The following is a 23,983-nucleotide window of genomic DNA, read 5'->3' on the forward strand; positions in this document are numbered from 1 at the left end:
CGCGAGGTCCGGCGAGTTGGGGGTCGAAGGCCGCGAGCCGGGGCCAAGGGTCGAGGGTCGAGGCCGGGACCGGGACCGGAGCCGAGACCGGAGCCGAGACCGGAGCCGAGACCGGAGCCGAGACCGGAGCCGAGACCGAGGCCGGGCTAGCCGTGGGTTAGCTGTGGGCTAGCTGTCGCCGCCGCGATGGCGGTGACCGGCGAACGCGTTCTCGTCCTCGTCCTCGTCAGCTGCCCAGAAGTCACCGGCGCCGGGCTGTGGGCGCTCCCAGAAGCCGCTGTCCTCCATGGCTCTGGGCGACGGCGGCAGGTAGTCGTCCCAGCGCTCCTCGATGCGTACATCGGCCGACGTGACGACGGCGGCCGACTCAGGCACCACGATCACGGCCGAACTGGGCAGTGCGATCCGAATGGGCTCCTGGCGGACTTCCCGACCGTCCAGCGCAGCCCGCATCCGACCGCCCTGGTCAACGGCCCCTCGGTCAGCCCCCGTCCACCCACCCTGATCGGCAGGCGCCCGAACATCCTGGTCGATGGACACCCAGTCATCCTGATCAGCACCCATATCGGCGTCGCTGAGGTGCAGCGGGAGAACAGCACGCACCTCCGCTCGAACCGCCCCCGACACCGGCCCTTGAGCCCGACCAACACTCGGCCCCTCTGCCGAACGCCAAGCTGCGGCGGATGGTGTGACGGGTAGGTCCGAGGCCGCCGCCAGGTTGAAGCGATCAGACGCAGCAGCCGTACCGAACTGTCCAGACACGCCCAAACCTGGCCGATCGTGCACCCCCACACCGGACCGATCAGACATCCCCGCACCGGACCGATCGGGCAGCCCTGCACCGGACCGATCAGGCGCCCCCGAACCGGACGGATCAGGCACTCCCTGACCGAGCCGATCAGACGTTGCCAGGCCAGATTGTCCTGAAACGCCCAGACCCAACCGATCCGGCACCCCCGCACCGACCTGGTCAGACACTTCCAAACTGAGCCGGTCGGACGCGGCTGAGCGAGGGTGTTCCAGCGCCTGCATACGAGACCGTGCGGGCACCTGCGCGCCTGACCGTTCCGGCGTACGCGAGGCTCCCGAAGCTTGAGGCTGAGGGCGCCCACCAAGCCGCTCTGACGTGCGAGAAAGCTCCGGCGTCTGGACGATGCCGGGCCGCTCCGGCGCGCGGGACTGTTCAGGCATCTGCGTACGAGAATGCTCACTGGCCGGACGAACCTTGGCAACGGCCAGGACCACCGCCGGACGCCGGGGCACCGAGGTAGTGGTGGGCGGAATGCTGTCCGTACTGTGCTGGGGCGAAATGCCCGGACTGGGCGAAGCGGCAGCCGCGTGCGGCCCCGGCCCCCCAGCAGTCGCAGCGGCTCCGGCGAGAGACCGGCGACGCGCCCACGCGCCTCCGTGCGCGGCCAACAGCAACAAGACAAGCCCACCTGCGACGTACAGGCCGTACTGGCCGATACTTCCGGTCGGCGACTCCGACGACTGAGCCTTCACCTTGGAGTCGATGGGAGCGGATTCCGTGTCGCCCTTGGTGCCGTCGGGAGAGAGGCCGTCGGTCTTGCCCGAGTCTCCGGTCGTGTCAGCGGTCGGAATCGGGAGGTTGCCCTTGGGGTCGGTGTCGGGCATGGCGGGGAGCTTGCCGGTGTTCTTCGTCGTGGTCGCCTTGCGCGTGGGCGCGGCCGTGGGTTGGGTGTGCTTCTTGCCGGGCAGCGTCGGCAGGGTGTCGACGCCCTTCTTGGTGGTCGGCGTCTCCTGTTTCGTGGCGGTCTTCTTCGGCTTGGCGACCGGGGGCGCGGGAACGGTCACGTACGCGGCGCCGGAATTGCCCGACCCGATCGACCCCCCGTCACCGTCACCCCTGAACGCCTTCACGGTGAAGCCCACCCGCTGCCCAGCCGCCTTGGACGGTACGGCGAGCACGGCCTTGCACGACGATCCGGAACACGCGCTGTCGGCGGGCAACCTGCCCACGATGCCGGACTGGCTGGTCGCGACCTCGTACGACTGGAGATCGGGCTCCGAACCCTTGCTCCAGGTCACCACGATCTTCTTGGCGTCCTCCAGGACTGCGGCGACATTGTCCGGCGCAGCGGCGGGCCGCCTCAGCTTGAAGGTGCTCGTCGCGTAGGTGGTGCCGGTGATCTCGCCCTTGAGGATCACGTTGAAGGTCCCGTTGGGGACGCTGCCGGCGTCGAACGTACCGGAGAGCGTCTGGTTGGCCCCTCCGCCGGCGACCTTCTGCTTGGCGGTCGAGGGCCCCTCTACGTACACGCCCATGTTGAGCTGCATCACACCGGTATGCGCTGAGATCGGCACGGATCCGCTCGTGACCACCTGACCGTCGGACGGAGACGTGATCTCCCCGGGGCTCGCACCTTGCCGCATAACCACGGCCGCCTGAGCGGACCCACCGAGCACGATGGATCCCGCCACGACCGCCGTCGCGACTATCGCTCTGCCAACCACCGTCACGGCGCTTCCCTCCATAGAGAGCTTCGCGCCGCCTGACCACCCTGGGGCGTTCACGCGACGACCGGAAGTGCAGTCCGCTCGGCCGACATAGATCATCGACCGCCCCTGAATCCGCACCCTAACGGCCCAGGTCCCGGCAATCCCAGACTCCGGTCCCAGACGGCATGGACTCACGGGTAAGCGGCACCATATGTGAGCTATCTAACTCTTGGACACTCTGTCTAAGAAGTCGTAATTCGATTGCGACCTAGCCCCGACAGCCCCAGAAGCCACATTGTTCTGGGAGGGGAAAATCGCCTCTGCTTTCACGAACATTGCGCTAAATACCGCCCCTGTCCGGCCCGAACGCCCTCCGCGCGGGCAAAGATCCACCCCTCCCAAGAACCCGAAGCAGACTTCGAACGCAGCACGGTCCCGCAGCACGGTCCCGCAGCACGGTCCCGCAGCACGGTGACCCGCAGGGTAGTTGTGGGCTGGGGAGGCCGAGTTCGGGGATTAAGGAGCCAAGGCCACAGGCCAGGACGGGCAGCCACAAACGTGTCTTCGTCGCACTCGCAGCGCCGCATCCTCAGCCTCGGTGGCCACGTCGTCAGAGCGGCCGATCGATCTACACTTCCCCTCGTGACTGCTGCATCCCAGCGTGGTGGCTCTTTCTACGACTCGCCCACGACCTCCCAGAGGTATCTCGACCATCGTCACAGCGGAGTGATGAGCCCCAACCACGTCATGGAGGAGCCCGCGCTACTGGACGCGATGGGCACGGTCACCGGCCTGCGGGTTTTGGATCTCGGCTGCGGTGACGCGGCCATCGGGCGGACTCTGCTGAACGCTGGCTGTAGTAGTTATCTGGGCTTGGACGGTTCTGCAGCCATGGTCGAGGCTGCCAGCGAGACTCTTCGGGGCACCTGTGGGCGTGCTGAGCAGGTGGATATGGAGGACTTTGCCGCTCCGCCGTCGTCGTTCGATCTGATCGTTTCTCGTCTCGCACTGCACTACGTCGAGGATTTTGCAGCGGTGTTGATGGCTTGCCAGGCATGCCTGTCGCCTGGTGGGCGGATGGTCATTTCGGTTGTTCATCCTGTTCTCAGCTCCTATGACGCCGGGACGCAGGAGCCCCGCACGAACTGGATCGTCGACGACTACTTCCTCAAGGGGCCACGGCAGCGCAACTGGTTGGGTGGCAGTGTCACCTGGTTTCATCGGACTGTTGAGGACTATGTGGATGCGCTGGTGAACGCCGGGTTTGCGCTGTCGGCTCTGCGTGAGTGCGCTCCTCGGGAAGAGCGGTTCGACGGCGACTTGGCCGAGTTGGCGCGTCGCCGCCGCGTTCCGCTCTTCCTGTTGCTCAGCGGCACGCGGATCTGACCAGCCCAGGAGAACCGCCGGATAGGGTCTTTCACCTGCGGTCTTGCGTACGTGCCCGAATCACCAAGGTGGTCTCCCGCTCCGAGTGGGTCCGGATGTCCGCGCCCTAGCTGAGCGAGGTCCTGATCATCCACTCGCCCGCCTTCGTTCACCAGGTCCGTCGGCCTTGGGCTGCTTGTCCGCGCCCTACCGTGTCCACCCCACAGGCCAGCGCGTTTACCAGCTATCAGGCCGCGTCACTACTCGTGTCCATGCATGCTTATCCAGCCCGCATTTCTTGTAGGTGATTGGTCTGTCCGCGTTCCCGCTCCGGTCGTGCTCCCCCGGTCGCTTCCCTACTCCGGTCCATGGGGCTTCGGTTCATGGGGCTTCGGTCCTTGGGCGCTCTGCCGGGTCCGCGTACTCGCTTGGGCCGGCGCGGGCTCTGCCGGTCAGGGTTCGTGTCCCTATGGCGGGCAGGGTGATGGTCAGCGAGGTTCGGACATCCGCGATTTCACCCGTGAGTGTGCATTGGAGGAGTTGGACGGCGTTCTTCGTGGCTACGATCTTCGCCCTGTCGCAGGCGGCTTGAGGATCGACGATCGCAAGCCTGGCTGCGGCAAGCGCGCTCAGGTCGGCTGCGTCGTGTACGTGATGGCGTGCGACGCGTACGGAGCCCACCGCGGCGAAAGCTGTGGCGACCGTCATGAGCAGGCCCATGAGGGCGACGCCCCACAATGTCGCGGAGCCACGGTCTGCTTGCTTGGTGAACGTTGACTCCCGATGCTTCTTCGCCCATGTGTGCCAGTACGTCATGATTCTGTGTCGGCGGTCGCGGAGGCGGCTACTTGTACGGCGGGCAGAGACGCTCCCCATGCTGGTCGTACCTCCACCGAGACCTCTACTTTTGTACTCTCTGGATTGCGGCTGATGTCCACCTGTGCGTTGGGCCGGGTGGCGGATTGAACGAGTTCGCGGACTTTGTCCAGCGGCTCGCCTCTGGCGGCGGCCCTCGCTGCCGCGCGCGCCGCGTCGACGCACTCCAACTGGACCCCGACTGCTTGGATCGCCCACAATGCGGCGGCCAAGACGACCATGAGTGCGGGTAGGACCATGGCGGTCTCAGCCGTCACCGAGCCGCGCGATGCCAGCCGCTTCAGACGCGATGTTGAACGCTTCACGCGTTTGGGGACCGCAGCCTGGAGTGGGGTCATCCGGCTGCGTTGAGTGCTTGGTCGATGAGCTTCGAGAGCATCACTTGCACCTTTGGGCTGCTGACCACCTTGAACAGCACCGCTGCGAAGGCGCATGCGGCGATCGTGCCCACCGCGTATTCGGCTGTGGACATGCCGCGATCGCGGAGCGGTCCCGAACAGCGGGCCCACCTGTCGCCGAGCCAGCGGTGGAGGCGGGCGGCTGGGTTGGCCGCTTTGGCGAGCAGTTGGTCTTCTGGGGGTGTGGCGGCAGCGTTCGGGGTGGTTGCCGCATCGTGCATGGTGCCTCCAGGTGATCGGGGCCGGGCGTTGTCCGGCGTGGGTCCAACGGTGCCTGAAGGCTGTATGCGGCGGACGGCCCGAACGTGGTTCTGGGGATAAGTGGAGGCGTCGGAGCGGCCTGTGGATAGGTGATAGGGCACCTGTGGATAGGCGATAGGGCGATGGGATACCGCCCGCGCCTGGGTCGGGTCGGGTCGGAAACCCACGCCAATTTGAGGCCGGGCCGGTTCGAGGGCTCACGCGGGTTCCGCGGAGCACTGGCAGGTTTCAATTCCAGGGCGCAGGCCGACTCCAGGTTTCAGGCGGGTTCGGGAACTCAGGCCCCGCCCCGGAGTCCGGGCAGGCAAATTCCTGGGCACAGGCCGATCCTGAGCAGGCCAGTCTCAGGGGGCAAGCCGATCCTGAGGGCAGGCCGGTCCCGGAAGGCAGGCCGGTCCCGGGGGGAAGGCTGACCCCGACGCACGGGCTGGTCTCGGGGTGGGTGCTACGGGAAGGTGATGGCGGTTGCGAGGCCGGCGACGATGGGGATGATGCCGAGCAGGACGAAGGCCGGTAGGAAGCACAGGCCGAGAGGCGCTACTGCCTTTACGCCCACGGTCCTGGCTGCGGCCACAGACGTGGCTCGGGTGGATTCGCGTGCGTCGTTGGCTAGGCGGGTCAGGACGTCTGCCACTGGGGCGCCGGTCTGAGCGGCTCTGCTCATTGCTCGTGACAGTTGTGCCGTGGCCGGCTCTCGGGCGAGGAAGGCCCATGTGGGGTCTGGGTCGGCGCCCAGTCGGAGTTGGCGGCTAACCCACGACAGGCGCTGGCCGAGTGGGCCGGCCAGCGCCTCTGCTGCTATCTCAGTGGCCGCGCTGACCGGCTGTCCGGCGAGGAGGCAAGCTGCCATCAGGTCGGCGGCGAACGGCAGGTCGGCGGTGATCTGTTTGCTGTCTTGACGGGTTTCTGGGTCGTCTCGTCTGTGTAGGGCCACGCCGACGATGGGGGCGATGAGCAGGGCCGTTATCAGGCCGGCTGCTCCGCCGATGAGTAGAGCGGCGATGAGGGCGGCGCCGAGGGCTCCGACGATCGTGCGGCGGGTGATCGGTTGGGGTGAAGTGGCGGGGTGATCGAGCCAGGTTGGTGGGGAGAGAGTGTCGGTATCCGGTCGCATGGGGGACGTGTTGGCATCTGGCCCTGCGGAAGGTGAGCGTGTGGGTCGTTGTGGTCCGTGGTGGTGTGGGCGGTTTTGGGCGGCTGCTCCTGGCGGGAGCAGGCGGGTCAGGCGTTCGGCCGGGGTTGTCGGTGAGATCCATAGCCAGGTTGCTGCGCAGGCACAGGCTGCGGAGAGCAGTTCGAACATCGTCGGGGATCCGTTCCGGTCGGCTGTGCGGTGCGATCGCTTGAGGAAAGAGATAGAAGCCAATGAGCCGGTGGCTGCCGCTGAAGTGGACGGGCTGAAGCGGGCGCCTCTCAGCGGCCATGGCGGCCATGGCGGTGGCGGCCATGGTGGTGGCGGTGATGGCGGGTCGTGGCGGAGGTCCGGGCGGGTCGTGGCTACGAGTTTTCAGCGCGGGTCGCCATCTGGTGGGTCCACCACAGGCCGCAGGCGTCGAGGGCGATACCGGCCGTGAGGCAGGCGAGGCCGGGGAGGTTGCCGAAGAGGAAGGCGAGTGGGTGCATTCCCAGTGCGCTTCCCATGAGGAGGCCCAGGGCGGGCAGTGCGGCCAGCATTCTCGCGGTGGTGCGAGGGCCGGCCAATTGTGCCGTGACGTCCTGGCGGTGGGCTTGGGCTGTACGTAGCGTGCTGCCGACGCGTTCTACGAGGGCGGCTAGTCCTGCGCCTACGGTCACGCTGACGCTCCAGCAGGCGGCCAGGCGGCGTAGTCCTTCGCCGCCTTGCTGCGGTGCCACGGATATGAGAGCTGTGGACACGTCGCCGCCGTCTCTTGCCGCCGCCATCACCGGGCGCAGGGCATCCGGGTCTGGGAAGTCGACTGCGGTGATCGCTCTGGTGAGAGCTTCGCCTGGAGTGCGGCCAGCGGTCAGTTCGGCTGAGAGGGCTTGGCAGAGCTCGATCGATGCTCGGCGCCAGGCGTCGGCGCGGCGGGCTGGGCTGGGGCGGGTGATCAGGTGTTTTATGGATCGCTGCTGGAAGGGCTCGCGGGTGAAGGTCAGCCTGTCGAGGCGGGCTGTGGCGGTGCTTGGGCCGGTCCACAGCCATATGGCGGCTGCTGTGGACAATGCAGCCATGAGGGCTGCGATCACGGGTTTACGCTCCCTGCTCGTCTCGGTCTGGTCGGGTGAGCCTGGCTGATGACGGTGCGGTCTGGTCGGGTGAGCCTGGCCGATGACGGTGCGGGGTGAGTGACGGTGCGGGGTCGGTGGCTCGGCGACGGTACGGGGTCGGGTGAGCCTCGCCGGGGGCGGTGCGGATCGAGTGAGGCTCACCGGTGGCGGTAAGGGCCAGTGGAGGTACGGGTTGGTTGTACGGACTTCACTGATGGCGCTACGGCTGGGTGGGGGCACAGGTCGGGTGCTCTTCGGTCATGGTCGGGGCGTACGACACGTCGCCGGACGTACGAGGCGGGGGACGTACGAGAGGAGCTCTCAGTAATGGTCTGGGCGTAGGACAAACGTTGCCGGGTGCGGTGTGGGCCGGCGAGCTTCGCGGGGGACGTGACGCGTGACTCGGCTTCGGTCGCGGGCTGCATCTTGCTTATCGTTTGGCCTGGTCGCGCTGCCTGTGTATGGCTGGTGATACGGCTGGGGTGCAGCGTGGAGGTGACGTTTTCATGGGTATCGCTCGGCGAGTGGTCGTTGGCGGATCCGGTTGGCGACGTGTTCGCCACGACGCGAAGTTGGTCACGGGTGAGTCCTCTCTGTCAGGGCGTCGTGTCCTGGGCCGGTGCGCGGGTGGCCTTTTGTGTCGAAGGTCAGGGCGGTTTCGGATTCGACGAAGCCTGTCGAAGATCTCGACAGGAGGCAGATTTCCGCTACGCGGCGGCGGCTGTCGGAGCGGTTGCGGGTCAGGTGGATGACCACGTCCAAGGCTGCAGCGAGTTGGCTGTGGACGGCTTCTCTGCTCAAGCCTGCTGCGCATCCCAGTGCCTCCAGCCGGGGCGGTACGTCGGCGGCCGCGTTGGCGTGCAAAGTGCCGCAGCCGCCCTCGTGGCCGGTGTTCAGGGCGGCCAGCAAGTCCACTACTTCGGCGCCCCTGACCTCTCCGACCACTACGCGGTCTGGGCGCATGCGGAGGGCCTGGCGTACCAGGTCTCGTAGGCCGACGCCGCCGGCGCCTTCGAGGTTTGGCGGACGGGACTCCAGGCGGACGACGTGGGGGTGGAGCGGGCGGAGTTCGGCTGAGTCTTCTACGAGAAGCAGGCGTTCACCTGGGTCGGCCAGCGACAGCAGGGCTGATAGGAGGGTTGTCTTGCCTGTGCCGGTGCCGCCTGTCACTAGGAATGCCAGCCTGGCCGTCACGATGGCCGTCAGTAGTGGTACTGCCGACGGTGGGATCGTGCCTGCCGCCACCAAGTCGGGCAAGGTGAACGTACGTCTCGGTGGCAGGCGGAGCGACACGCAGGTGCCGCCTGAGGCGATCGGCGGGAGCACGGCGTGGAGGCGTACTCCTCCGGCCAGTCTGGCGTCCACGTACGGCGAGGCGTCGTCCAGGCGTCTGCCGGCGGCGGCCGCCAGGCGTTGGGCCAGCCTGCGGACGGCGCCGTCGTCGGTGAACGTCACCGAGGTCCTGCGGAGGCCGTGGCCGTCGTCGACCCATACCTCGCGAGAGCCGTTGACCAGGACGTCGGTGACGTCGGGTTCTGCCAGGAGGGGCTCCAGCGGGCCTGCTCCTATGAGGTCGGCGCAGAGGGAACGGGCTACGGCGAGGATCTCTGCGTCGCCGTATACGGATTTTTCGGCTCGTAGGGCTACTGCTACCTGGGCGGCGCTTGGTTCGACGCCGGTCCGGGCCAGCCGTACGCGGACGGCCTCGATCAGCTCGGGTGAAACGCCCGGGTTCATGTGCTCATTTCTCTGTGGTCTGTTTCTGTGCTGACATGTGCTCGCTTCTGGGCTGGCATGCGCTAATTTCTGGCCGACCGGGAGACAGCGCGCCCGCCGTGGAGGGTGCCCTTCGTCATTTCGTCCCGGTGAGTCCGGTAGCACCAGAAAGCGTCGAGTGAGGGTGCGGGTCTCGTCACGGCGGGAGTAGGTCGCGTAGGAGGGATGTGCAGAGGGCGCCGAGGACGGTGCGGGGGCCGAGTTTGGGGAGTTCGCCGCGGTTCAGGGTGGTGGGGAGGCGGGGCTGGTCGGGTAGGTGGCCGGCGGAGGGGATGCCGAGGGAGCTCGCCACCACGTCGTCGTCGAGGACGCCGGGGCGGATGACCGCGCGGATGTCTGAGGTGTGCCGGTTGACCTCCGTGAGGACCTGGGCGGCGGCCAGGACGCCGCGTACGTCGGCCGTGGCTACGAGCAGTGTGCCGCTCGCCCTTGTCAGGGCCTCGATGGCGGCGGGGTCGAGGTGGCGCGGGAGGTCGACGACCACCACGTCGAAGCCGCGGCGTCCGGCTTCCAGCACTGAGCGCATGGCCTGGGCGGGGATCGCGCGTACCTCGCCGCGGTGGAAGGACAGGACCGTCAGGTCGCCGAACGCCGGTAGCGCGGCCTGCAGGGCTGCCGAACCGACCCGGCCCTCGCGGGCTACCAGGTCTCCCCAGCGCGCGCCGCTGGCCTCCTCCTGTCCCAGCAACGCGTCGATGCCGCCGCCCAGCGGGTCGGCGTCGATCAGCAGCGTGCGCAGGCGGTCGCCGGAGGCGCGCAGGGCCAGGCAGGCCGACAGGACGCTCGCGCCCACCCCACCCCGGCCGCCGATGACGCAGAGTACGACGCCGGAGCGGGGATCGGGCTCCATGGCGTCGGCGAACTCCTCCACAAGGCGCCGCTCGCCGCCTGGCAGGTCGATGACGGCCTGGGCGCCCACTGCCACACATCGGCGCCAGCTGTCGGGGTCTTCTGGGTCGCGGGTGACCAGGAGCACGCCGTCTCTGGCGGGGGGTGAGGTGGCGGCCATCGCGTCGGCCAGGTCGCCGCCTATCACCACCAGGGGCGCGAGGTTCCAGAAAGGGCGTGCGTGGGCGGGGGCGTGGGCCACGTCGAGCTGGGCTCCGGCTGCGGCGGCCATGCGGACGAGGTCGTCGAGTAGGTCTCGGTCTTCGGTGATGACCAGTGGGCGGTGCATGAGGGGCCTCCCTGATCTGGTGGTTGGGAGGTACACCATGCGTCGGGAGGGTGGAGTGGCGGGCCGCCGAACGTGGTTCTGTGGATGACGGGGCTGGAGGAGGGAGGGCGTGTGGACAACGGGATGGGAGGAGGCGGGGAGGGAGTCTGTCCCGGTGGACGGCTACTAGCTAGATCGCAAGACGGACTATGAGACCGTCCACAAGACCGAGGTCCTGTGGACGACGGGACCGCTGGACAAAGGCCTGTGGAGCACGCGGCCGGAGGACGGCCCCGTGGCCGAAGGGCCAGGGGGCCGAAGGGCCAGGGGGCCGAAGGGCCAGGGGGCCGAAGGGCCAGGGGGCCGAAGGGCCAGGGGGCCGAAGGGCCAGGGTTCTGTGGGGACTCGGACGCGGCAGCTAGTGCGGGCGCCCTGCCGACCGCCCGGATCCAAGCCGAGCACAGCAAGCAGACCCGAGCCGCCCAGAAAAGGGGCGACCCCCGCCGGGGGGGAGAGCGGGGGTCGCCTGATCGGTCCGGCTCCGGGGGGGTAGAGCCGGTCCCGTTTCAGAAGAAAGCTTTCATCACTTGACCAGAGCATGGCAAGAGACTGGCAAAGCAAACCCATGCACAGTCGCTCCAGTTTCAAGAGATACCCCCGTATGCTGCCCGATCAACTCGAGTTTCGTCGAGGAGCAATCTCGCATTTTCGCCAAGTTTTTTCGCCCCCTCATAACGATCACATAAAGCAGCTCACTCAGAGTGATCGTCACAGGTTGATAACCACAGCAAAACCCCCGGTCGCGCGAAATCTCCGCCCCCGGAGGCCCTCGCCCGGGTAAAGGTCTTGCTCCCAGGGGTTCCCATCAGGGCGGATCCGTCGTACAAAGGTGACACGGACCACTTGTCCGGGTGCGTCAACCAGGCACCCACGCGCGACCAGCCGCGGGAGGCGCGTCGTGACGGGCTTGTCCCGCTCCGACGAATAGAGGTGCACGCTTGGTAACCCGGTGTGACGTATCGGCCGACGGCGTCTCATGACTGAGACGCCGTCAGCTATGTCAGCCTCGGGTATGTCAGCCTCTTTGCAGCGCCTCGCAGATCGCGGTCGTCTCGCGTACGCCAAGGGTGACCGCGGCGGCACAGTGTCGTACCCAGGCCGCCACCCCGTCGGGCGATCCGCTCAGGTAGGCCCGCAGGCCATCGGCATAGGGCAGCTCCAGATGCCCCACTTCGACGGCCACCAGCGACTTCGGGTCCAGCCCGTACTCGACCAGTGTGAGCCGTTCGGCCGAGCGCGCGACGACGCCGTCGGCCGTACCGAACGGGCGCAGCACGGCCAGCTCCGCGTGGACGACGGCGGCCAGCACGAGCGCGGGCGCCTTCGTGGGCGCTTCGAGCAGCCCGAACAAGCTCTCCAGACGCGCGGCCAGCTCCTCGTCCGGGGTGCGCGGCCGGCCGAGTGAGTCCGTGAGACCGGCCGCGGCGACCGTGTGCAGGCGGGCGAGCACCTGACGGGGGGCCTTGCGCCAGGTGGAGCCCAGCCGGCCCAGCTCGGCCGACGCGCGCAGGGCGCCCTGGACGACGGGATCCTCTACCGAGCCCTGTCGCAGCTCGTCCAGGGGCACGTCGACGCCCTCGATGGCCGCCGACGCCCGCGCTCCGCGCAGGGACGACTCGGCCGACACCGCCGGGCTCGCGCGGCGCAGGACGCGATGGCGATACAGCCCGTCGACGGCCTGTCTGGCCTCCTCCACCGCCTCGGGAACGCCAGGAAGTGCCGCGATGACAGCCAGTGGATCACTCACGGGATTCAACACTAGCGGGGGACCCAATAAACCCACCCATTGGCTCGTTCCATATTCGTTTGGTGCCAAGATGACAACAGTTCAATAGCACGTGTAAGACCACTTGATAACCGGATCAGCCGCGCTTCGCCACATGTACAGACCTGTCTAGACCTCTTGTGTGCGGAGCAGGTGACCTGGTGGAGTGGGACCCGACCTGTCAGATCTGGCCATAGAAGGAGTACGAGGTGGCCTCGGAAACCCCTGGCAACGAGCCCCAGGCGCTGTCGAACCTGCTGCAGGAGAACCGCCGGTTCGCACCGCCGGCCAACCTGGCGGCGGCGGCGAATGTGACCTCCGCCGCGTACACCGAGGCGGCGGCCGACCGGCTCGCGTTCTGGGAGAGTGCGGCTGACCGGCTGACCTGGGCCAAGCGGTGGGAGACCACGCTTGAGTGGAACGCGCCGTTCGCCAAGTGGTTCGTCGGCGGCGAGCTGAACGTCGCCTACAACTGCGTCGACCGCCACGTCGAAGAGGGCCGCGGCGACAAGGTCGCCTACCACTGGGAGGGCGAGCCCGAGGGCGACACCCGTACCCTCACCTACAACGATCTGAAGTCCGAGGTCAGCAAGGCCGCCAACGCCCTGCTGGAGCTGGGCGTGCGTAAGGGCGACCGCGTCGCCGTCTACATGCCGATGATCCCCGAGCTGCCGATCGCGATGCTGGCCTGCGCCAGGATCGGCGCGGTCCACTCGGTGGTGTTCGGCGGGTTCTCGGCGACCGCGCTGAAGAGCCGCATCGACGACGCCGACGCCAAGCTGGTCATCACGGCCGACGGCGGCTACCGCCGCGGCGCCCCCTCGGCGCTCAAGCCGACCGTGGACGAGGCCGTCGCCGAGTGCCCGCAGGTCGAGCACGTTCTGGTAGTCCGTCGCACCGGCCAGGACGTGGCGACGAACGGCAAGGACGTGTGGTGGCACGACGTGGTCGAGCGGCAGAGCGACCAGCACACCCCCGAGCCGCACGACGCCGAGGACCCGCTGTACATCCTGTACACCAGCGGCACCACCGGCCGGCCGAAGGGCATCCTGCACACCACCGGCGGGTACCTGACCCAGACGGCTTGGACGCACCACGCGGTCTTCGACCTCAAGCCGGAGACCGACATCTACTGGTGCACCGCCGACATCGGCTGGGTGACCGGACACTCCTACATCGTGTACGGCCCGCTCGCCAACGGCGCGACCAGCGTCATCTATGAGGGGACTCCCGACACCCCGCACCGGGGCCGGTTCTGGGAGATCGTGCAGAAGTACAAGATCACGATCCTCTACACCGCCCCCACGGCGATCCGGACGTTCATGAAGTGGGGCGACGACATCCCCGCCAAGTACGACATGTCCAGCCTGCGCATCCTCGGCTCGGTCGGCGAGCCCATCAACCCCGAGGCGTACGTCTGGTACCGCGAGCACATCGGCCACGAGCGCTGCCCGGTCGTCGACACCTGGTGGCAGACCGAGACCGGCGCCATCATGATCAGCCCGCTGCCGGGCGTCACCAGCGGTAAGCCGGGCGCCGCGATGCGCGCGCTGCCGGGCATCAGCGCGGACGTGGTCGACGACCAGGGCAACAGCGTGCCCGACGGCGGTGGCGGCTTCCTGGTGATCCGTGAGCCGTGGCCGGCCATGCTCCGGACGATCTGGGGCGACGACCAGCGCTACATCGACACGTACTGGAGCCGGTTCGAGGGCATGTACTTTCCCGGCGACGGCGCCAAGAAGGACTCGGACGGCGACCTGTGGCTGCTCGGCCGTGTCGACGACGTCATGCTCGTCTCGGGCCACAACATCTCCACGACGGAGGTGGAGAGCGCGCTGGTGAGCCACCCGAAGGTCGCCGAGGCGGCCGTCGTGGGCGCGACCGACCCGGTGACCGGGCAGGCAATCGTGGCGTTCGTGATCCTGCGCGGCACCGCGGAGGAGGGCGCCGACATCGCCTCTGAGCTGCGCAACCACGTGGCCAAGGCGCTGGGGCCCATCGCCAAGCCGCGGCAGATCCTGGTGGTGCCCGAGCTGCCCAAGACCCGCTCGGGGAAGATCATGCGCCGTCTGCTCCGCGACGTCGCGGAGAACCGCAGCGTGGGCGACGTCACCACGCTGGCCGACAGCACCGTGATGGACCTCATCTCAGAGAAGCTCCCGTCCGCGAAGAGCGAAGACTAAGAAAGGCCCTTTACGCCTTTACGGCACAGCCAACCTGGCGCCACCCGCCGCACGTGGCGGGTGGCCTCCAGGGGAACGGCCGCTGAACCCGCACGGGGCCGGCCGCCGTGACGTGCGCGTTCTGGGCCGGTTACCGGGTTAGGGTGATAGCGGTGTGCCGGGAAGTCGGGTCGGCGTCACGGGGAAGCGATCCTCGCGACACCCGCCAGAGGAGACCCCGTGCGCAAGACCACCGAGAAATGGCCCTTCCCACCCACCGTCCGCTACGCACGCACCGTGGCCGAGGCGCTGCGCGCGGAGACGGTCGGCGGCATCGTCATGCTCGCCGCCACCGTCGCCGCGCTGATCTGGGCCAACGTCGCGCACGGCGGCTACGCCGCGCTCCAGCACACCGCGCTCGGCCCCATGGAGCTCTATGAGTGGGCGCAGCACGGCCTGCTGACGGTCTTCTTCTTCGTGGCCGGGCTGGAGGTCAAGGAGGAGTTCGTTCACGGGGAGCTGGCCAACCTCCGTAAGGCCGCGCTGCCCATCGTCGCCTCCCTGTCCGGCATGGCCGTGCCCGCGCTCGTGTACCTCGCGGTGAGCTGGGGGGCGCCGGACGCGGCGCGCGGCTGGGCGATTCCCACCGCCACCGACATCGCCTTCGCGCTCGCCGTGCTGGCCGTGACCGCCAGCGCGATGCCCCCGGCCCTGCGGGCGTTCCTGCTGACCAGCGCGGTCGTCGACGACCTCGGCGCCATCACCATCATCGCCGCCTTCTACACCGACCACCTGAACCTGCTCATGCTGCTGGCCGGCGCCGCCCTCATCGCCGTATACGGGATCCTGCAGCGCTCGGGCGCCGGGAAGCTGTGGATGTACCTGCCGCTGGCCGTGGGCGCCTGGTACGCCGTGGAGGCCAGCGGTGTGCACGCGACCGTGGCGGGGGTGGCGCTCGGCCTGCTCACCCGTGTCACGACGCGAGAGCACGAGACCCGCTCCCCCGCGGAGGCCGCCGACCACTACCTCCGCCCCATCTCCGCGGGCTTCGCGGTGCCGGTCTTCGCGTTCCTGTCGGCGGGGGTGAAACTCGACGGCTCCAGCCTCGGCGGTATCTTCTCCGATCGGGTAGTTCTGGGAGTGGTAGCGGGGCTCGTGATCGGGAAGTTCCTGGGTGTGTTCGGCGGTGCCTGGCTGTCCGTACGGCTTGGCCTGGCGAAACTATCCGAAGAGCTCCAATGGCGGGACATGGCGGCGGTGTCGCTGCTGGCCGGGATCGGGTTCACGGTGTCGCTACTGATCGGCGACCTGGCTTTCGGCGCCGACCGGGAGCGGGCCGACGCCGTGACGACCGGGATCCTCGCGGCCAGCCTCACCGCGTCCGTCCTGGCGGCGGTACTGCTCCACGTACGGGTGCGCAAGCGCCGCATCGCGCTGGATGATGTTTGACAGGGCCACCAGGCCTCGATAGGAGACGTTCATGCCGCAGACTCCCGAGGAAGAATCCCTGGGCTCACTGGTCGCCCAGGCGAGCGATCACATCTCGACCCTGGTCCGCTCGGAGATCGAGCTGGCCAAGGCCGAGCTCAGGTTCGACGCCAAGCGGGTCGGCACGGCCGGCGGCCTGTTCGCCGCCGCCGCCTTCATGGCGCACCTGTGCCTCATTCTCGCCTCGTTCACGATCGCCTTCGTGCTCGCCCAGTGGCTGCCGAACTGGGTGGCCTTCCTCATCGTCACCGTCTTCTACCTGGTGGTGGCCGCGCTGCTGGTGTTCATCGGGACGCGTAGGCTGAAAGGGCTCGCCGGGATGAAGCGTACGACCAGGTCGATCAAGGGCCTCAAGGAGATCGCCACTCCGGAGAAGGAGATAGAGCCGGTGACCAGTGATGGCGCCTGACGAGTCAGTCGTCCAGATCGAGGGGCCGTGGAAGCACCGCGCGGTGCACGCCGGCGGCACCCGCTTCCACGTCGTGGAGGCCGGTGAGGGGCCGCTGGTCCTGCTGCTGCACGGGTTCCCGCAGTTCTGGTGGACCTGGCGCAACCAGCTGCGGACGCTGCCCGCCGCCGGGTTCCGCGCGGCTGCGGTGGACCTGCGCGGTTACGGCGGCAGCGACAAGCCGCCGCGCGGCTATGACCTGCCCACACTGGCCGGCGACGCGAGCGGCCTGATCCGCGCGCTCGGCGAGACCGGGGCCATCGTGGTCGGCCACGACTGGGGCGGCCTGCTCGCCTGGACGATGGCGGTGCTCGACCCGAAGTGCGTGCGCCGGCTGGTCACCGTGTCCGCGCCGCACCCGCTGCGCATGCGCAGGTCGCTGCTGACCGACCCGTTCGGCCAGCTACGGGCGACCCGCCCGGCGATCGGCTACCAGTTGCCGCTGCTGCCCGAGCGCCGGCTCACCCGTAACGACGGCTCGCTGGTCGGCAAGATGCTCGACGCGTGGTCGGGCTCGGACTGGCCGGACGCGCAGACCGCGCGCGTCTACCGCGAGGCCTTCCGCATCCCGGCCGTCGCCCACTGCGCGCTGGAGTATCACCGCTGGTTCGGCCGCTCCCAGTTCCGTCCCGACGGCCTGCGTTTCGCCAGGACCATGAAGGCTGAGATCGAGGCCCCCACCCTGCAGCTGCACGGCGCGCTCGACCGCCGGGTGCTGCCGCGCACCGCCCATGGTTCGGGCGGCTACGTGACCGCTCCCTACCAGTGGCGGCTGATCGAGGGCGCAGGCCACTTCCCCCATGAGGAGACCCCCGACGTGTTCGATGCCGAGCTGATCGGCTGGCTGTCCGACCCGGAGCCTGACCGATGAGAGACCGCGACCCCGACGGCAAGCCGCGCAACGCCCGGCCACGCGACGCCTACGGCCGGCCGCTGCCCTACGGCTCGACCGGCGTGGACCGGGTGCCCGACGACTACGCGCCCTCGACACCGCAGGCTCTGGCCGACGGGCGCCACTTCCTCAGCGAGGGCATGCCGTTCAACGCGCACGAGGTGTTCGAGGGCCGCTGGAAGTGCGCCCCCGACGACGAGCGCGAGCTGTGGCAGGGGCTGGCGCAGATCTGCGTCGGGCTGACGCACCTCCAACGCGGCAACGGGCGCGGGGCGCTGACCCTCTTCGGCCGGGGCGCCGCCCGCGTGCAGTCGTACGGTGAGCCGTACGACTCGGTGGGCCGGGCGGCGTCGGGCCTGAGCCAGGACACCGACCCGGAGCAGGCCATCGAGCTGATCCTGAGCGAGCTGCCCGGCTAGTCGCACTCCTGCGTGCCGGCCGGCGTGGTGTCGTTCCTGCCCTGGTCGGCGTCGGGCTTGACCTCGTTGGCCGTCAGCACGTAGCCGGTGTCCTCCTGGCTGACCGCGGCGGCGAAGACGACGCCGAACACCTGCCCGTTCACGGTCAGGAGCGGGCCGCCGGAGTTGCCGGGCAGCACCTTGCCGCGGATCGCGTAGACCTTCCGGGTGACGTTCGAGCTGTGGTAGATGTCAGGGCCCTCGGCGTCGAGCTGGCTGCGGATGCGAGCCGGCTCCGCCGTGAAGCCCTGGCCCTTGGGGAACCCGGCGACGATGGCGTTGTCGCCCTTCTCCGCGGTGCCGTCGAAGGAGAGCTGCGGCAGGTCCAGCCCGGGCACGTACAGGATCGCGATGTCGCGCTGCGGGTTGTAGCGGACGACCGTGGCCGGGTGGCGCTTGTTGTCGTAGGCGAGGACCTGCAGGTCACGTGTGACACCGGCGACCACGTGCGCGTTGGTCATGATCCGGTCCTTGGCGTAGACGAACCCGGTGCCCTCGATGAGCTTGTTGCAGCTCTCGGCGTTGCCCTGCACCTTGACGATGGCCCGCTGCGCCCGGCCGAGCTTGGCGCCCTGCAAAATGCTGCGCGCCGGCGGCGGCACGTCGACGAGCTGGCCCGCGCCGATGGCGTCGAACACCGGCGGGAACTCCGACCGGTCGACGAACTTCTTGAACGGCTGCTGCCAGTTGCGCGCGGTCTGCGGGATCGAGTCGTCGACCGTGGTGAGCAGCATGGAGTTCTTCACCTGGTCAACGAGCGGGGTGAAGGCCGTCGACACGATCAGCGACCCGATCAGCCAGGCGATCACCAGCACCGACAGCGCGCTGGCGAACGTGCCGCCGACCGCGTCGGCGACCTTGGCCGGCTCCCAGGTGACGTGGCTGCGCACCACGGCGCCGATGGTCGAGGAGGCGAACTGGCCGATCGTCGCGGCCAGGAAGACGATCACGATCGCGAGCAACGCCTGAGGCGTGTCACCGCCGACGACGGCCTTGGCGATGGGAGGCGCGATGAAGACCCCGAGCACCGCCCCGCCGACGAAACCGACGAAGCTCATGACGCCGATGATGAAGCCCTGCCGGTAACCCGAGATGCCGAAGGCGATCACGAGGCCGATCAATATGAGGTCAAGCAGATCACCGCGCACGCTTCAAAGGTAACCAGCGATCCGGTCAAGTGTGCACGTCTTCCCAAGGACGTCGTCACCGGCTGGCTACCTTTGGCGGCATGCCGCCGACCGACGAAACAGTGCGCGGCCTCATCGAAGCAGCTCTTGACGACGCCGATCCCGACGGGGCGGTGCGCTGGCACGTGATCTCCGTACTACGGCAGCGCGACGATCTGGAGTCCTTCATCGAGGCGCGGCGGCTCTGCGCGGCGGACGACGTCACCCAGCGCCTGCTGGGAGTGGACATCATGGGCATGCTGAAGACGTTCGCGGACCGGACGCTGCCCGTCCTGCGCTATCTGGCGGCCAGCGATGACGACGTCATGGTGCTCTACTCCGTGCTCATCGCCTTCGGCCACCTGGCCGACCGCCGGTCGCTGCCGTCCGTGCTGGACCTGGCCGTGCACGGCGACCCACGCGTCAGGTACGGCGCCGCGTACGCGCTCCAGCACGTGCTGGGCGACCCGCCGGACCGGGCCGGGCTGAACGCGCTACGGGCGCTGGCCGCCGACAGCGACGCCGACGTGGCCGGCTGGGCCGCGCTCGGCGTCGCGCTGACCACGGGCGACTCGGATCGCCTGGGCCCGGTCGTCTGAAGCTCTGTTCGGCCCTGTGAGGCCCCGTTCAAGCCCTGTGAAGCCCTGTTCAGCCCCGTGAGGCCAGGTCCAGGACGTCGGGCGGCATCTCCTCCACCTGTCCGGGGTCCCATGGCCGCTCCAGGCCGCCTTCGCGCAGCACCGCGTCGAGCACCATCGCGGTGAACCCCCACACCAGCATGCCGCGCACCCGGAAGGCCGGCCCGGCGAAGCCACGCGGATGCCGCAGCGTGAACCGGTTGCCCGGATCGACCAGCTCGGAGATCGGCACCCGCTCCACGGACTCGACCTCGGCGGGCGAGGCCGCGTGCACCGCCGACGGCGTATGCCACCAGCCGACGACCGGCGTGACCCGGTTGTCGCTGCGCCAGATGAAGAGCTCGGGCATCGTGCCGAGCACGGTCACGCCGCTCGGGTCGAGGCCGGTCTCCTCCTCCGCCTCACGCAGCGCCGCCCCGACGGGCCCGCCGTCCTCCGGGTCCACGCCGCCGCCCGGGAACGCCGGCTGGCCCGCGTGCCTGCGCCCGCGCGAGCTGCGCTGAATGAGCAGCACGTCGGGGCCGAGCGGCCCCTCGCCGAACAGCAGCAGGACCGCCGCAGGCCGGCCGCCCTCGGCGGGCGGCAGCAGCCCGGAGGGCACCGAAGTCCGTACGGCCCGCGCCGCGAGCCGGTCGAGCCAGTCAGGCACCTGAGTCACGCAATCTCCAACACGCCGGGGGTTCGGGGACTTCCCCGTTTACGAAAAGGGGCCTGATCTCACGAGCTTCTGGGCTTTGGCGGTGTCCGTGGGGCCGGTGCCGTACGAGGGGCAGAGGGCGGCCAGCGGGCAGACACCGCAGGCCGGCGTGCGGGAGTGGCAGATGCGGCGGCCGTGCCAGATCACCCGGTGCGAGAAGATCGTCCACTCGCGCTTGGGGATCAGCTCCGCCACCACGTGCTCGATCTTGACCGGGTCGGTCTCGTCGGTCCAGCCGAAGCGGCGGACCAGCCTCTGGAAGTGCGTGTCGACGGTGAGCCCCGGCACGCCGAAGGCGTTGCCGAGCACCACGTTGGCCGTCTTGCGGCCCACGCCGGGCAGCTTGACCAGGTCCTTCAGCTTGCCGGGCACCACCCCTCCGTGGTGCTCGCACACGGCCTGGGCCATGCCGATGATGCTGTTGGTCTTGGCGCGGAAGAACCCCGTCGAGCGGATGATCTCTTCCATTTCGGCTCGGTCGGCGCCCGCATAGTCATCCACCGTCGGGTACTTGGCGAAGAGGGTAGGAGTAACCATGTTGACCCTCTTGTCCGTACACTGCGCCGAGAGGATCGTCGCGACCAGCAGTTCGAGCGGGGTACCGAAGTCGAGCTCGCAATGAGCGTCGGGGTAGGTTTCCGCCAGGATGCGATTCATCCGGCGTGCGCGACGCACGAGGGCGAGCCTGGACTCAGTGGGCATTCCCATAGCCTACGTGTGCCGCCTGGAGTGGGGTGCGTCACAATGGCAGCAGAGGAGGCAGAGTGAACACCGAAGATGTGCTGGGCAAGGCCCCCCTGTTCGCCGCGCTTGACCGTGAGAGCGCCGCGGCGCTGCGGACGAGCATCACCGAAGTCCAGTTGTCCAAGGGGCAGACGCTCTTCCACGAGAACGAGACGGGCGACCGGCTCTACGTCGTGCTCGAAGGCAAGATCAAGCTGTCGCGCACCTCGCCCGACGGCCGCGAGAACCTGCTCAGCGTGCTGGGACCGAGTGAGATGTTCGGCGAGCTGTCGCTGTTCGACCCGCGCCCCCGTACGGCCTCCGCGACCGCGCTGACCGACGTGCGCCTGGCCGGGCTGGGCCACGACGACCTGCGTCCCTGGCTCACCGGCCGACCCGAGGTGGCGCTCCATCTGCTGCGGGCACTGGCCCAGCGGCTGCGCCGCACCAACGACGTGCTGGCCGACCTGGTCTTCACCGATGTGCCCGGCCGGGTGGCCAAGCAGTTGCTCGACCTGGCCGAGCGGTTCGGCACCAAGACCGACGACGGGCTGCGCGTCCACCACGACCTCACCCAGGAGGAGCTGGCCCAGCTCGTCGGCGCCTCACGCGAGACGGTCAACAAGGCTCTCGCCGACTTCGCGCAGCGCGGCTGGCTGCGCATCGAGGCCAAGGCCGTGGTCATCCTCGACATGGACCGCCTCTACAACCGCTCCAGATAGTCGAGCTGGGCCCGCACCGACATCTCGGCCGCGGGCCAGAGCGACGTGTCCACGTCGCTGTAGACGATCTCCACGATCTGGCGGGGCGTCTTGGCGCCCTGGCGCAGGGCCGCCCTGATCTGGTCGAGGCGCTGCCGCCGGTGCGCGAGATAGCCGTCGAGCACGCCGATCGGGTCGGCGAGCACCGGGCCGTGGCCCGGCAGCAGCGCCGCCACGCCGAGCTCCTCGGCCATGGCCCTGAGCCGGTCGAGGCTGCGCAGATAGTCGGCCAGGTCACCGTCGTGGGCGATCACCGTGGTGCCGCGGCCGAGCACGGTGTCGCCGGTCAGCATGGCCTGGTCCTGGGGCAGCCAGAAGCACAGCGAGTCGAACGAGTGCCCCGGCGTGCCGTACACGCGCACCTCGACGTCGCCGGCGCGCACCACGTCGCCGTCGCCGAGCCCCTCGTCGCCGAGCCGGTGCTTGGGGTCGAGCGCCCGCACGGGCGCGCCGACCAGCTCGGCGAAGCGCTTGGCGCCGCCGCTGTGGTCGTGGTGGCCGTGGGTGAGCAGGATCCGGCTCACCCGGCGCCCGGCCAGGTGATCGGCGACCCGGCGCAGGTGCCGCTCGTCGTCGGGGCCCGGGTCTATGACGATGGTGTCCTGGCCGCCGATGATCCAGGTGTTGGTGCCGTCGAGGGTCATCGGCGACGGGTTGGGGGCGAGCAGGTTCTCGGCGTGGGCCGTACGGGATCCGTCGGGTGAGCCGGCCGGGATGTGCAGACCGCTCATGTCGTCACCAACTGGAACTCACCGTCGACCTCCACCACTCTGGGCAGGATCGTGACGATCTCGCGCCGCGCGGCCAGGACGGCCGCCACCGAGTCGCAGGCGGCCAGCTCGTTCAGCGTGCGGTAGGTGGGCGGCATCAGGAAGATCTTTCCCTCGTGCGCCAGCTCGACGGCGTCGGCCGGGCGTTTCCAGGCGACCTGGTCGGCCTCGCCGCCGACGTCGCGGGTGCGCTGCCCCTCGGGGAGCACGGCGGCGAAGAAGCGGGTGTCGAAGCGCCGGGTCTCGATCTCCGGCGTGATCCAGTGCGCCCAGGGCTTGAGCAGGTCCGAGCGGAGCACCAGGCCGCGCTTGGCGAGGAAGTCGGCGAAGGCCAGGCTCCGGTCGATCAGCGCGAGCCGGTCGGCCTCCCAGTCGTCTCCGGTGGTGTCGTCGACGACCGAATCGGGCCCCGGCCCCGCGAGCAGCACCCCCGACTCCTCGAACGTCTCTCGTACGGCCGCGCAGACCAGGCCGCGCGCGACGGCCTCGTCCGCGCCGAAGACCTCGCCCCAGTCCGCCGGAGACGGCCCGGCCCAGGCGACGGCGTGGTCGGTGTCACGGGGATCGACCGAGCCGCCTGGGAAGACGTAGGCGCCCGCCGCGAAGGCCATCGTGGCCTTGCGCCGGAGCAGATATACCTCTGGCCCCTCGCGCAGGATCACCACCGTGGCGGCGTCCCGCGCGGGGACCGGCTGAACACGTCCGGCGAGGATGTCCCTGGCCCGCTCGGCGAGCTCGTCCGGGAGTCGCAGACCAGTCACATGACCTCCTTCTAGAACATCACTCGGGTCATCGTGACATATCCGGACTCTAGGAGACCTCGGCGATCAGCTCCACTTCGACCGGAGCGTCGAGCGGCAGCGCGGCGACGCCCACGGCGCTGCGGGCGTGCTTGCCCGCCTCACCCAGCACCTCGGCGAGCAGCTCGCTGGCGCCGTTGGCGACCTGGGGATGCTGCGTGAAGGCGGGGTCGCTGGCCACGAACGCCACGACCTTGACGATCCGTACGACCTTGCTCAGGTCGCCGATTTCGGCCTTCAGCGCGGCCAGCGCGTTGAGCGCGCAGATCCTGGCCAGCTCGCGGGCGTCGTCGAGGCCGACCTCGGCGCCGACCTTGCCGGTCTGGGCCATCTTGCCGTCGACCATGGGCACCTGGCCCGAGGTGTAGACGAGGTCGCCGGTCCGTACGGCCGGCACATAGGCGGCCAGCGGCGCGACCACCTCGGGCAGCGTCAGCCCCAGCTCGGCGATCTTCTCTTCGGGCGTCACTGCTTCTCCCTCTTGAAGTAGGCGACGAGCTGCTCGGGCGTGGCACCCTGCAGGATCTGGACCAGCTCCCAGCCGTCGGCTCCGAAGTTGTCCAGGATCATCTTGGTGTTGTGGATCAGCACCGGAGCCGTCAGGTACTCCCATTTCTTCATGAAGGCCAGCGTA

General features: G+C 68.9%; 24 protein-coding genes. 8 read left to right on the forward strand and 16 right to left on the reverse strand.

All coding sequences use genetic code 11. The features are described 5' to 3' along the window. Positions 1-168 precede the first annotated feature (168 nt). Positions 169-2,298 carry a hypothetical protein gene (locus tag KLK06_RS08365; RefSeq protein WP_214634786.1) on the reverse strand — a complete coding sequence of 710 codons (2,130 nt, stop codon included), beginning with the start codon at positions 2,296-2,298 and terminating at the stop codon, positions 169-171. Between the two features lie 891 nt (positions 2,299-3,189). Between KLK06_RS08365 and KLK06_RS08370 the strand changes: the two genes are divergently transcribed. After that, on the forward strand, positions 3,190-3,846 hold the full coding sequence (locus tag KLK06_RS08370; protein ID WP_214634787.1) for a trans-aconitate 2-methyltransferase: 657 nt from the start codon (positions 3,190-3,192) through the stop codon (positions 3,844-3,846). Positions 3,847-4,206: 360 nt separating this feature from the next. Here the strand turns inward: KLK06_RS08370 and KLK06_RS62980 are convergent, their stop codons facing one another. From KLK06_RS62980 to KLK06_RS08405, 8 genes are all read right to left on the reverse strand, one after another. Next, complete coding sequence (locus KLK06_RS62980; protein ID WP_374197101.1) at positions 4,207-4,701, reverse strand: Rv3654c family TadE-like protein; 495 nt, start codon at positions 4,699-4,701, stop codon at positions 4,207-4,209. Continuing rightward, positions 4,638-5,135, reverse strand: a complete 498-nt coding sequence (locus KLK06_RS59665) for a TadE family type IV pilus minor pilin (RefSeq protein WP_308168159.1) — start codon at positions 5,133-5,135, stop codon at positions 4,638-4,640. The genes KLK06_RS62980 and KLK06_RS59665 overlap by 64 nt, the downstream gene beginning before the upstream one ends. After that, positions 5,036-5,320 carry a DUF4244 domain-containing protein gene (locus KLK06_RS62250; RefSeq protein WP_308168160.1) on the reverse strand — a complete coding sequence of 95 codons (285 nt, stop codon included), beginning with the start codon at positions 5,318-5,320 and terminating at the stop codon, positions 5,036-5,038. Before KLK06_RS62250 ends, KLK06_RS59665 begins: the two co-directional genes overlap by 100 nt. 485 nt (positions 5,321-5,805) lie before the next feature. Continuing rightward, positions 5,806-6,474 (reverse strand): type II secretion system F family protein, encoded by a 669-nt coding sequence (locus KLK06_RS08385; RefSeq protein WP_214634789.1) that lies wholly within the window; start codon positions 6,472-6,474, stop codon positions 5,806-5,808. A gap of 383 nt (positions 6,475-6,857) precedes the next feature. Continuing rightward, on the reverse strand, positions 6,858-7,568 hold the full coding sequence (locus tag KLK06_RS08390) for a type II secretion system F family protein (RefSeq protein ID WP_308168161.1): 711 nt from the start codon (positions 7,566-7,568) through the stop codon (positions 6,858-6,860). A gap of 597 nt (positions 7,569-8,165) precedes the next feature. Next, positions 8,166-9,326: a TadA family conjugal transfer-associated ATPase gene (locus KLK06_RS08395; RefSeq protein ID WP_214634790.1), complete on the reverse strand. Its 1,161-nt coding sequence runs from the start codon at positions 9,324-9,326 to the stop codon at positions 8,166-8,168. Positions 9,327-9,501: 175 nt separating this feature from the next. Beyond that, positions 9,502-10,542: a septum site-determining protein Ssd gene (gene ssd, locus KLK06_RS08400; protein WP_214634791.1), complete on the reverse strand. Its 1,041-nt coding sequence runs from the start codon at positions 10,540-10,542 to the stop codon at positions 9,502-9,504. Between the two features lie 1,054 nt (positions 10,543-11,596). Further along, positions 11,597-12,328: an oxidoreductase gene (locus KLK06_RS08405; RefSeq protein WP_214634792.1), complete on the reverse strand. Its 732-nt coding sequence runs from the start codon at positions 12,326-12,328 to the stop codon at positions 11,597-11,599. Positions 12,329-12,555: 227 nt separating this feature from the next. On the opposite strand from KLK06_RS08405, the gene acs reads away from it, so the two are divergent. From acs to KLK06_RS08430, 5 genes are all read left to right on the forward strand, one after another. Continuing rightward, the gene (gene acs, locus KLK06_RS08410; protein ID WP_214634793.1) at positions 12,556-14,529 is read left to right on the forward strand and encodes an acetate--CoA ligase; all 1,974 of its coding nucleotides are present in this window, start codon (positions 12,556-12,558) and stop codon (positions 14,527-14,529) included. A gap of 219 nt (positions 14,530-14,748) precedes the next feature. Then, positions 14,749-15,957 (forward strand): Na+/H+ antiporter NhaA, encoded by a 1,209-nt coding sequence (gene nhaA / locus KLK06_RS08415; RefSeq protein ID WP_214634794.1) that lies wholly within the window; start codon positions 14,749-14,751, stop codon positions 15,955-15,957. 31 nt (positions 15,958-15,988) lie between these two features. After that, positions 15,989-16,405 (forward strand): phage holin family protein, encoded by a 417-nt coding sequence (locus KLK06_RS08420; protein WP_214634795.1) that lies wholly within the window; start codon positions 15,989-15,991, stop codon positions 16,403-16,405. Next, positions 16,395-17,315, forward strand: a complete 921-nt coding sequence (locus KLK06_RS08425; protein WP_214634796.1) for an alpha/beta fold hydrolase — start codon at positions 16,395-16,397, stop codon at positions 17,313-17,315. The genes KLK06_RS08420 and KLK06_RS08425 overlap by 11 nt, the downstream gene beginning before the upstream one ends. Next, positions 17,312-17,755 carry a DUF309 domain-containing protein gene (locus KLK06_RS08430; RefSeq protein ID WP_214634797.1) on the forward strand — a complete coding sequence of 148 codons (444 nt, stop codon included), beginning with the start codon at positions 17,312-17,314 and terminating at the stop codon, positions 17,753-17,755. Before KLK06_RS08425 ends, KLK06_RS08430 begins: the two co-directional genes overlap by 4 nt. Here the strand turns inward: KLK06_RS08430 and KLK06_RS08435 are convergent. Then, positions 17,752-18,942, reverse strand: a complete 1,191-nt coding sequence (locus KLK06_RS08435; RefSeq protein ID WP_214634798.1) for a MarP family serine protease — start codon at positions 18,940-18,942, stop codon at positions 17,752-17,754. The two genes, KLK06_RS08430 and KLK06_RS08435, sit on opposite strands and share 4 nt — an antisense overlap. Before the next feature lie 80 nt (positions 18,943-19,022). On the opposite strand from KLK06_RS08435, the gene KLK06_RS08440 reads away from it, so the two are divergent. Continuing rightward, positions 19,023-19,559 (forward strand): HEAT repeat domain-containing protein, encoded by a 537-nt coding sequence (locus tag KLK06_RS08440; RefSeq protein ID WP_214634799.1) that lies wholly within the window; start codon positions 19,023-19,025, stop codon positions 19,557-19,559. A gap of 49 nt (positions 19,560-19,608) precedes the next feature. On the opposite strand, the gene KLK06_RS08445 is transcribed toward KLK06_RS08440, so the two are convergent. Continuing rightward, positions 19,609-20,256, reverse strand: coding sequence for a CoA pyrophosphatase (locus tag KLK06_RS08445; RefSeq protein ID WP_214634800.1), 648 nt, complete (start codon positions 20,254-20,256; stop codon positions 19,609-19,611). A 39-nt stretch (positions 20,257-20,295) separates the two neighbouring features. After that, complete coding sequence (nth, locus tag KLK06_RS08450) at positions 20,296-21,003, reverse strand: endonuclease III (RefSeq protein WP_214634801.1); 708 nt, start codon at positions 21,001-21,003, stop codon at positions 20,296-20,298. A gap of 56 nt (positions 21,004-21,059) precedes the next feature. On the opposite strand from nth, the gene KLK06_RS08455 reads away from it, so the two are divergent. Beyond that, positions 21,060-21,740, forward strand: coding sequence for a Crp/Fnr family transcriptional regulator (locus tag KLK06_RS08455; RefSeq protein ID WP_185069893.1), 681 nt, complete (start codon positions 21,060-21,062; stop codon positions 21,738-21,740). Here the strand turns inward: KLK06_RS08455 and KLK06_RS08460 are convergent. The 4 genes from KLK06_RS08460 to KLK06_RS08475 are packed head-to-tail and all read right to left on the reverse strand — an operon-like array spanning position 21,722 to position 23,970. Next, positions 21,722-22,510, reverse strand: coding sequence for an MBL fold metallo-hydrolase (locus KLK06_RS08460; RefSeq protein WP_214634802.1), 789 nt, complete (start codon positions 22,508-22,510; stop codon positions 21,722-21,724). The two genes, KLK06_RS08455 and KLK06_RS08460, sit on opposite strands and share 19 nt — an antisense overlap. Then, entirely contained in the window at positions 22,507-23,301 is a 795-nt protein-coding gene (locus KLK06_RS08465) for an NUDIX hydrolase (RefSeq protein ID WP_214635476.1), read from the reverse strand. Before KLK06_RS08465 ends, KLK06_RS08460 begins: the two co-directional genes overlap by 4 nt. Before the next feature lie 58 nt (positions 23,302-23,359). Beyond that, on the reverse strand, positions 23,360-23,818 hold the full coding sequence (locus KLK06_RS08470; RefSeq protein ID WP_214634803.1) for a RidA family protein: 459 nt from the start codon (positions 23,816-23,818) through the stop codon (positions 23,360-23,362). Then, positions 23,815-23,970 carry a hypothetical protein gene (locus KLK06_RS08475; protein ID WP_165959776.1) on the reverse strand — a complete coding sequence of 52 codons (156 nt, stop codon included), beginning with the start codon at positions 23,968-23,970 and terminating at the stop codon, positions 23,815-23,817. Before KLK06_RS08475 ends, KLK06_RS08470 begins: the two co-directional genes overlap by 4 nt. Positions 23,971-23,983 lie beyond the last annotated feature (13 nt).

The sequence above is a fragment of the Nonomuraea sp. NEAU-A123 genome (genome assembly GCF_018603905.1).
Lineage (GTDB): Bacteria > Actinomycetota > Actinomycetes > Streptosporangiales > Streptosporangiaceae > Nonomuraea.

What these genes read in the sequence shown, in the direction of transcription:
- KLK06_RS08365 (WP_214634786.1), bottom strand. Translation starts at nt 2,298, where the DNA reads ATGCAGCTCAACATGGGCGTGTACGTAGAGGGGCCCTCGACCGCCAAG.
- KLK06_RS08370 (WP_214634787.1), top strand. Translation starts at nt 3,190, where the DNA reads ATGAGCCCCAACCACGTCATGGAGGAGCCCGCGCTACTGGACGCGATG.
- KLK06_RS62980 (WP_374197101.1), bottom strand. Translation starts at nt 4,701, where the DNA reads ATGGGGAGCGTCTCTGCCCGCCGTACAAGTAGCCGCCTCCGCGACCGC.
- KLK06_RS59665 (WP_308168159.1), bottom strand. Translation starts at nt 5,135, where the DNA reads ATGCGCCTTCGCAGCGGTGCTGTTCAAGGTGGTCAGCAGCCCAAAGGT.
- KLK06_RS62250 (WP_308168160.1), bottom strand. Translation starts at nt 5,320, where the DNA reads ATGCACGATGCGGCAACCACCCCGAACGCTGCCGCCACACCCCCAGAA.
- KLK06_RS08385 (WP_214634789.1), bottom strand. Translation starts at nt 6,474, where the DNA reads ATGCGACCGGATACCGACACTCTCTCCCCACCAACCTGGCTCGATCAC.
- KLK06_RS08395 (WP_214634790.1), bottom strand. Translation starts at nt 9,326, where the DNA reads ATGAACCCGGGCGTTTCACCCGAGCTGATCGAGGCCGTCCGCGTACGG.
- ssd (WP_214634791.1), bottom strand. Translation starts at nt 10,542, where the DNA reads ATGCACCGCCCACTGGTCATCACCGAAGACCGAGACCTACTCGACGAC.
- KLK06_RS08420 (WP_214634795.1), top strand. Translation starts at nt 15,989, where the DNA reads ATGCCGCAGACTCCCGAGGAAGAATCCCTGGGCTCACTGGTCGCCCAG.
- KLK06_RS08425 (WP_214634796.1), top strand. Translation starts at nt 16,395, where the DNA reads ATGGCGCCTGACGAGTCAGTCGTCCAGATCGAGGGGCCGTGGAAGCAC.
- KLK06_RS08430 (WP_214634797.1), top strand. Translation starts at nt 17,312, where the DNA reads ATGAGAGACCGCGACCCCGACGGCAAGCCGCGCAACGCCCGGCCACGC.
- KLK06_RS08440 (WP_214634799.1), top strand. Translation starts at nt 19,023, where the DNA reads ATGCCGCCGACCGACGAAACAGTGCGCGGCCTCATCGAAGCAGCTCTT.
- nth (WP_214634801.1), bottom strand. Translation starts at nt 21,003, where the DNA reads ATGGGAATGCCCACTGAGTCCAGGCTCGCCCTCGTGCGTCGCGCACGC.
- KLK06_RS08460 (WP_214634802.1), bottom strand. Translation starts at nt 22,510, where the DNA reads ATGAGCGGTCTGCACATCCCGGCCGGCTCACCCGACGGATCCCGTACG.
- KLK06_RS08475 (WP_165959776.1), bottom strand. Translation starts at nt 23,970, where the DNA reads ATGAAGAAATGGGAGTACCTGACGGCTCCGGTGCTGATCCACAACACC.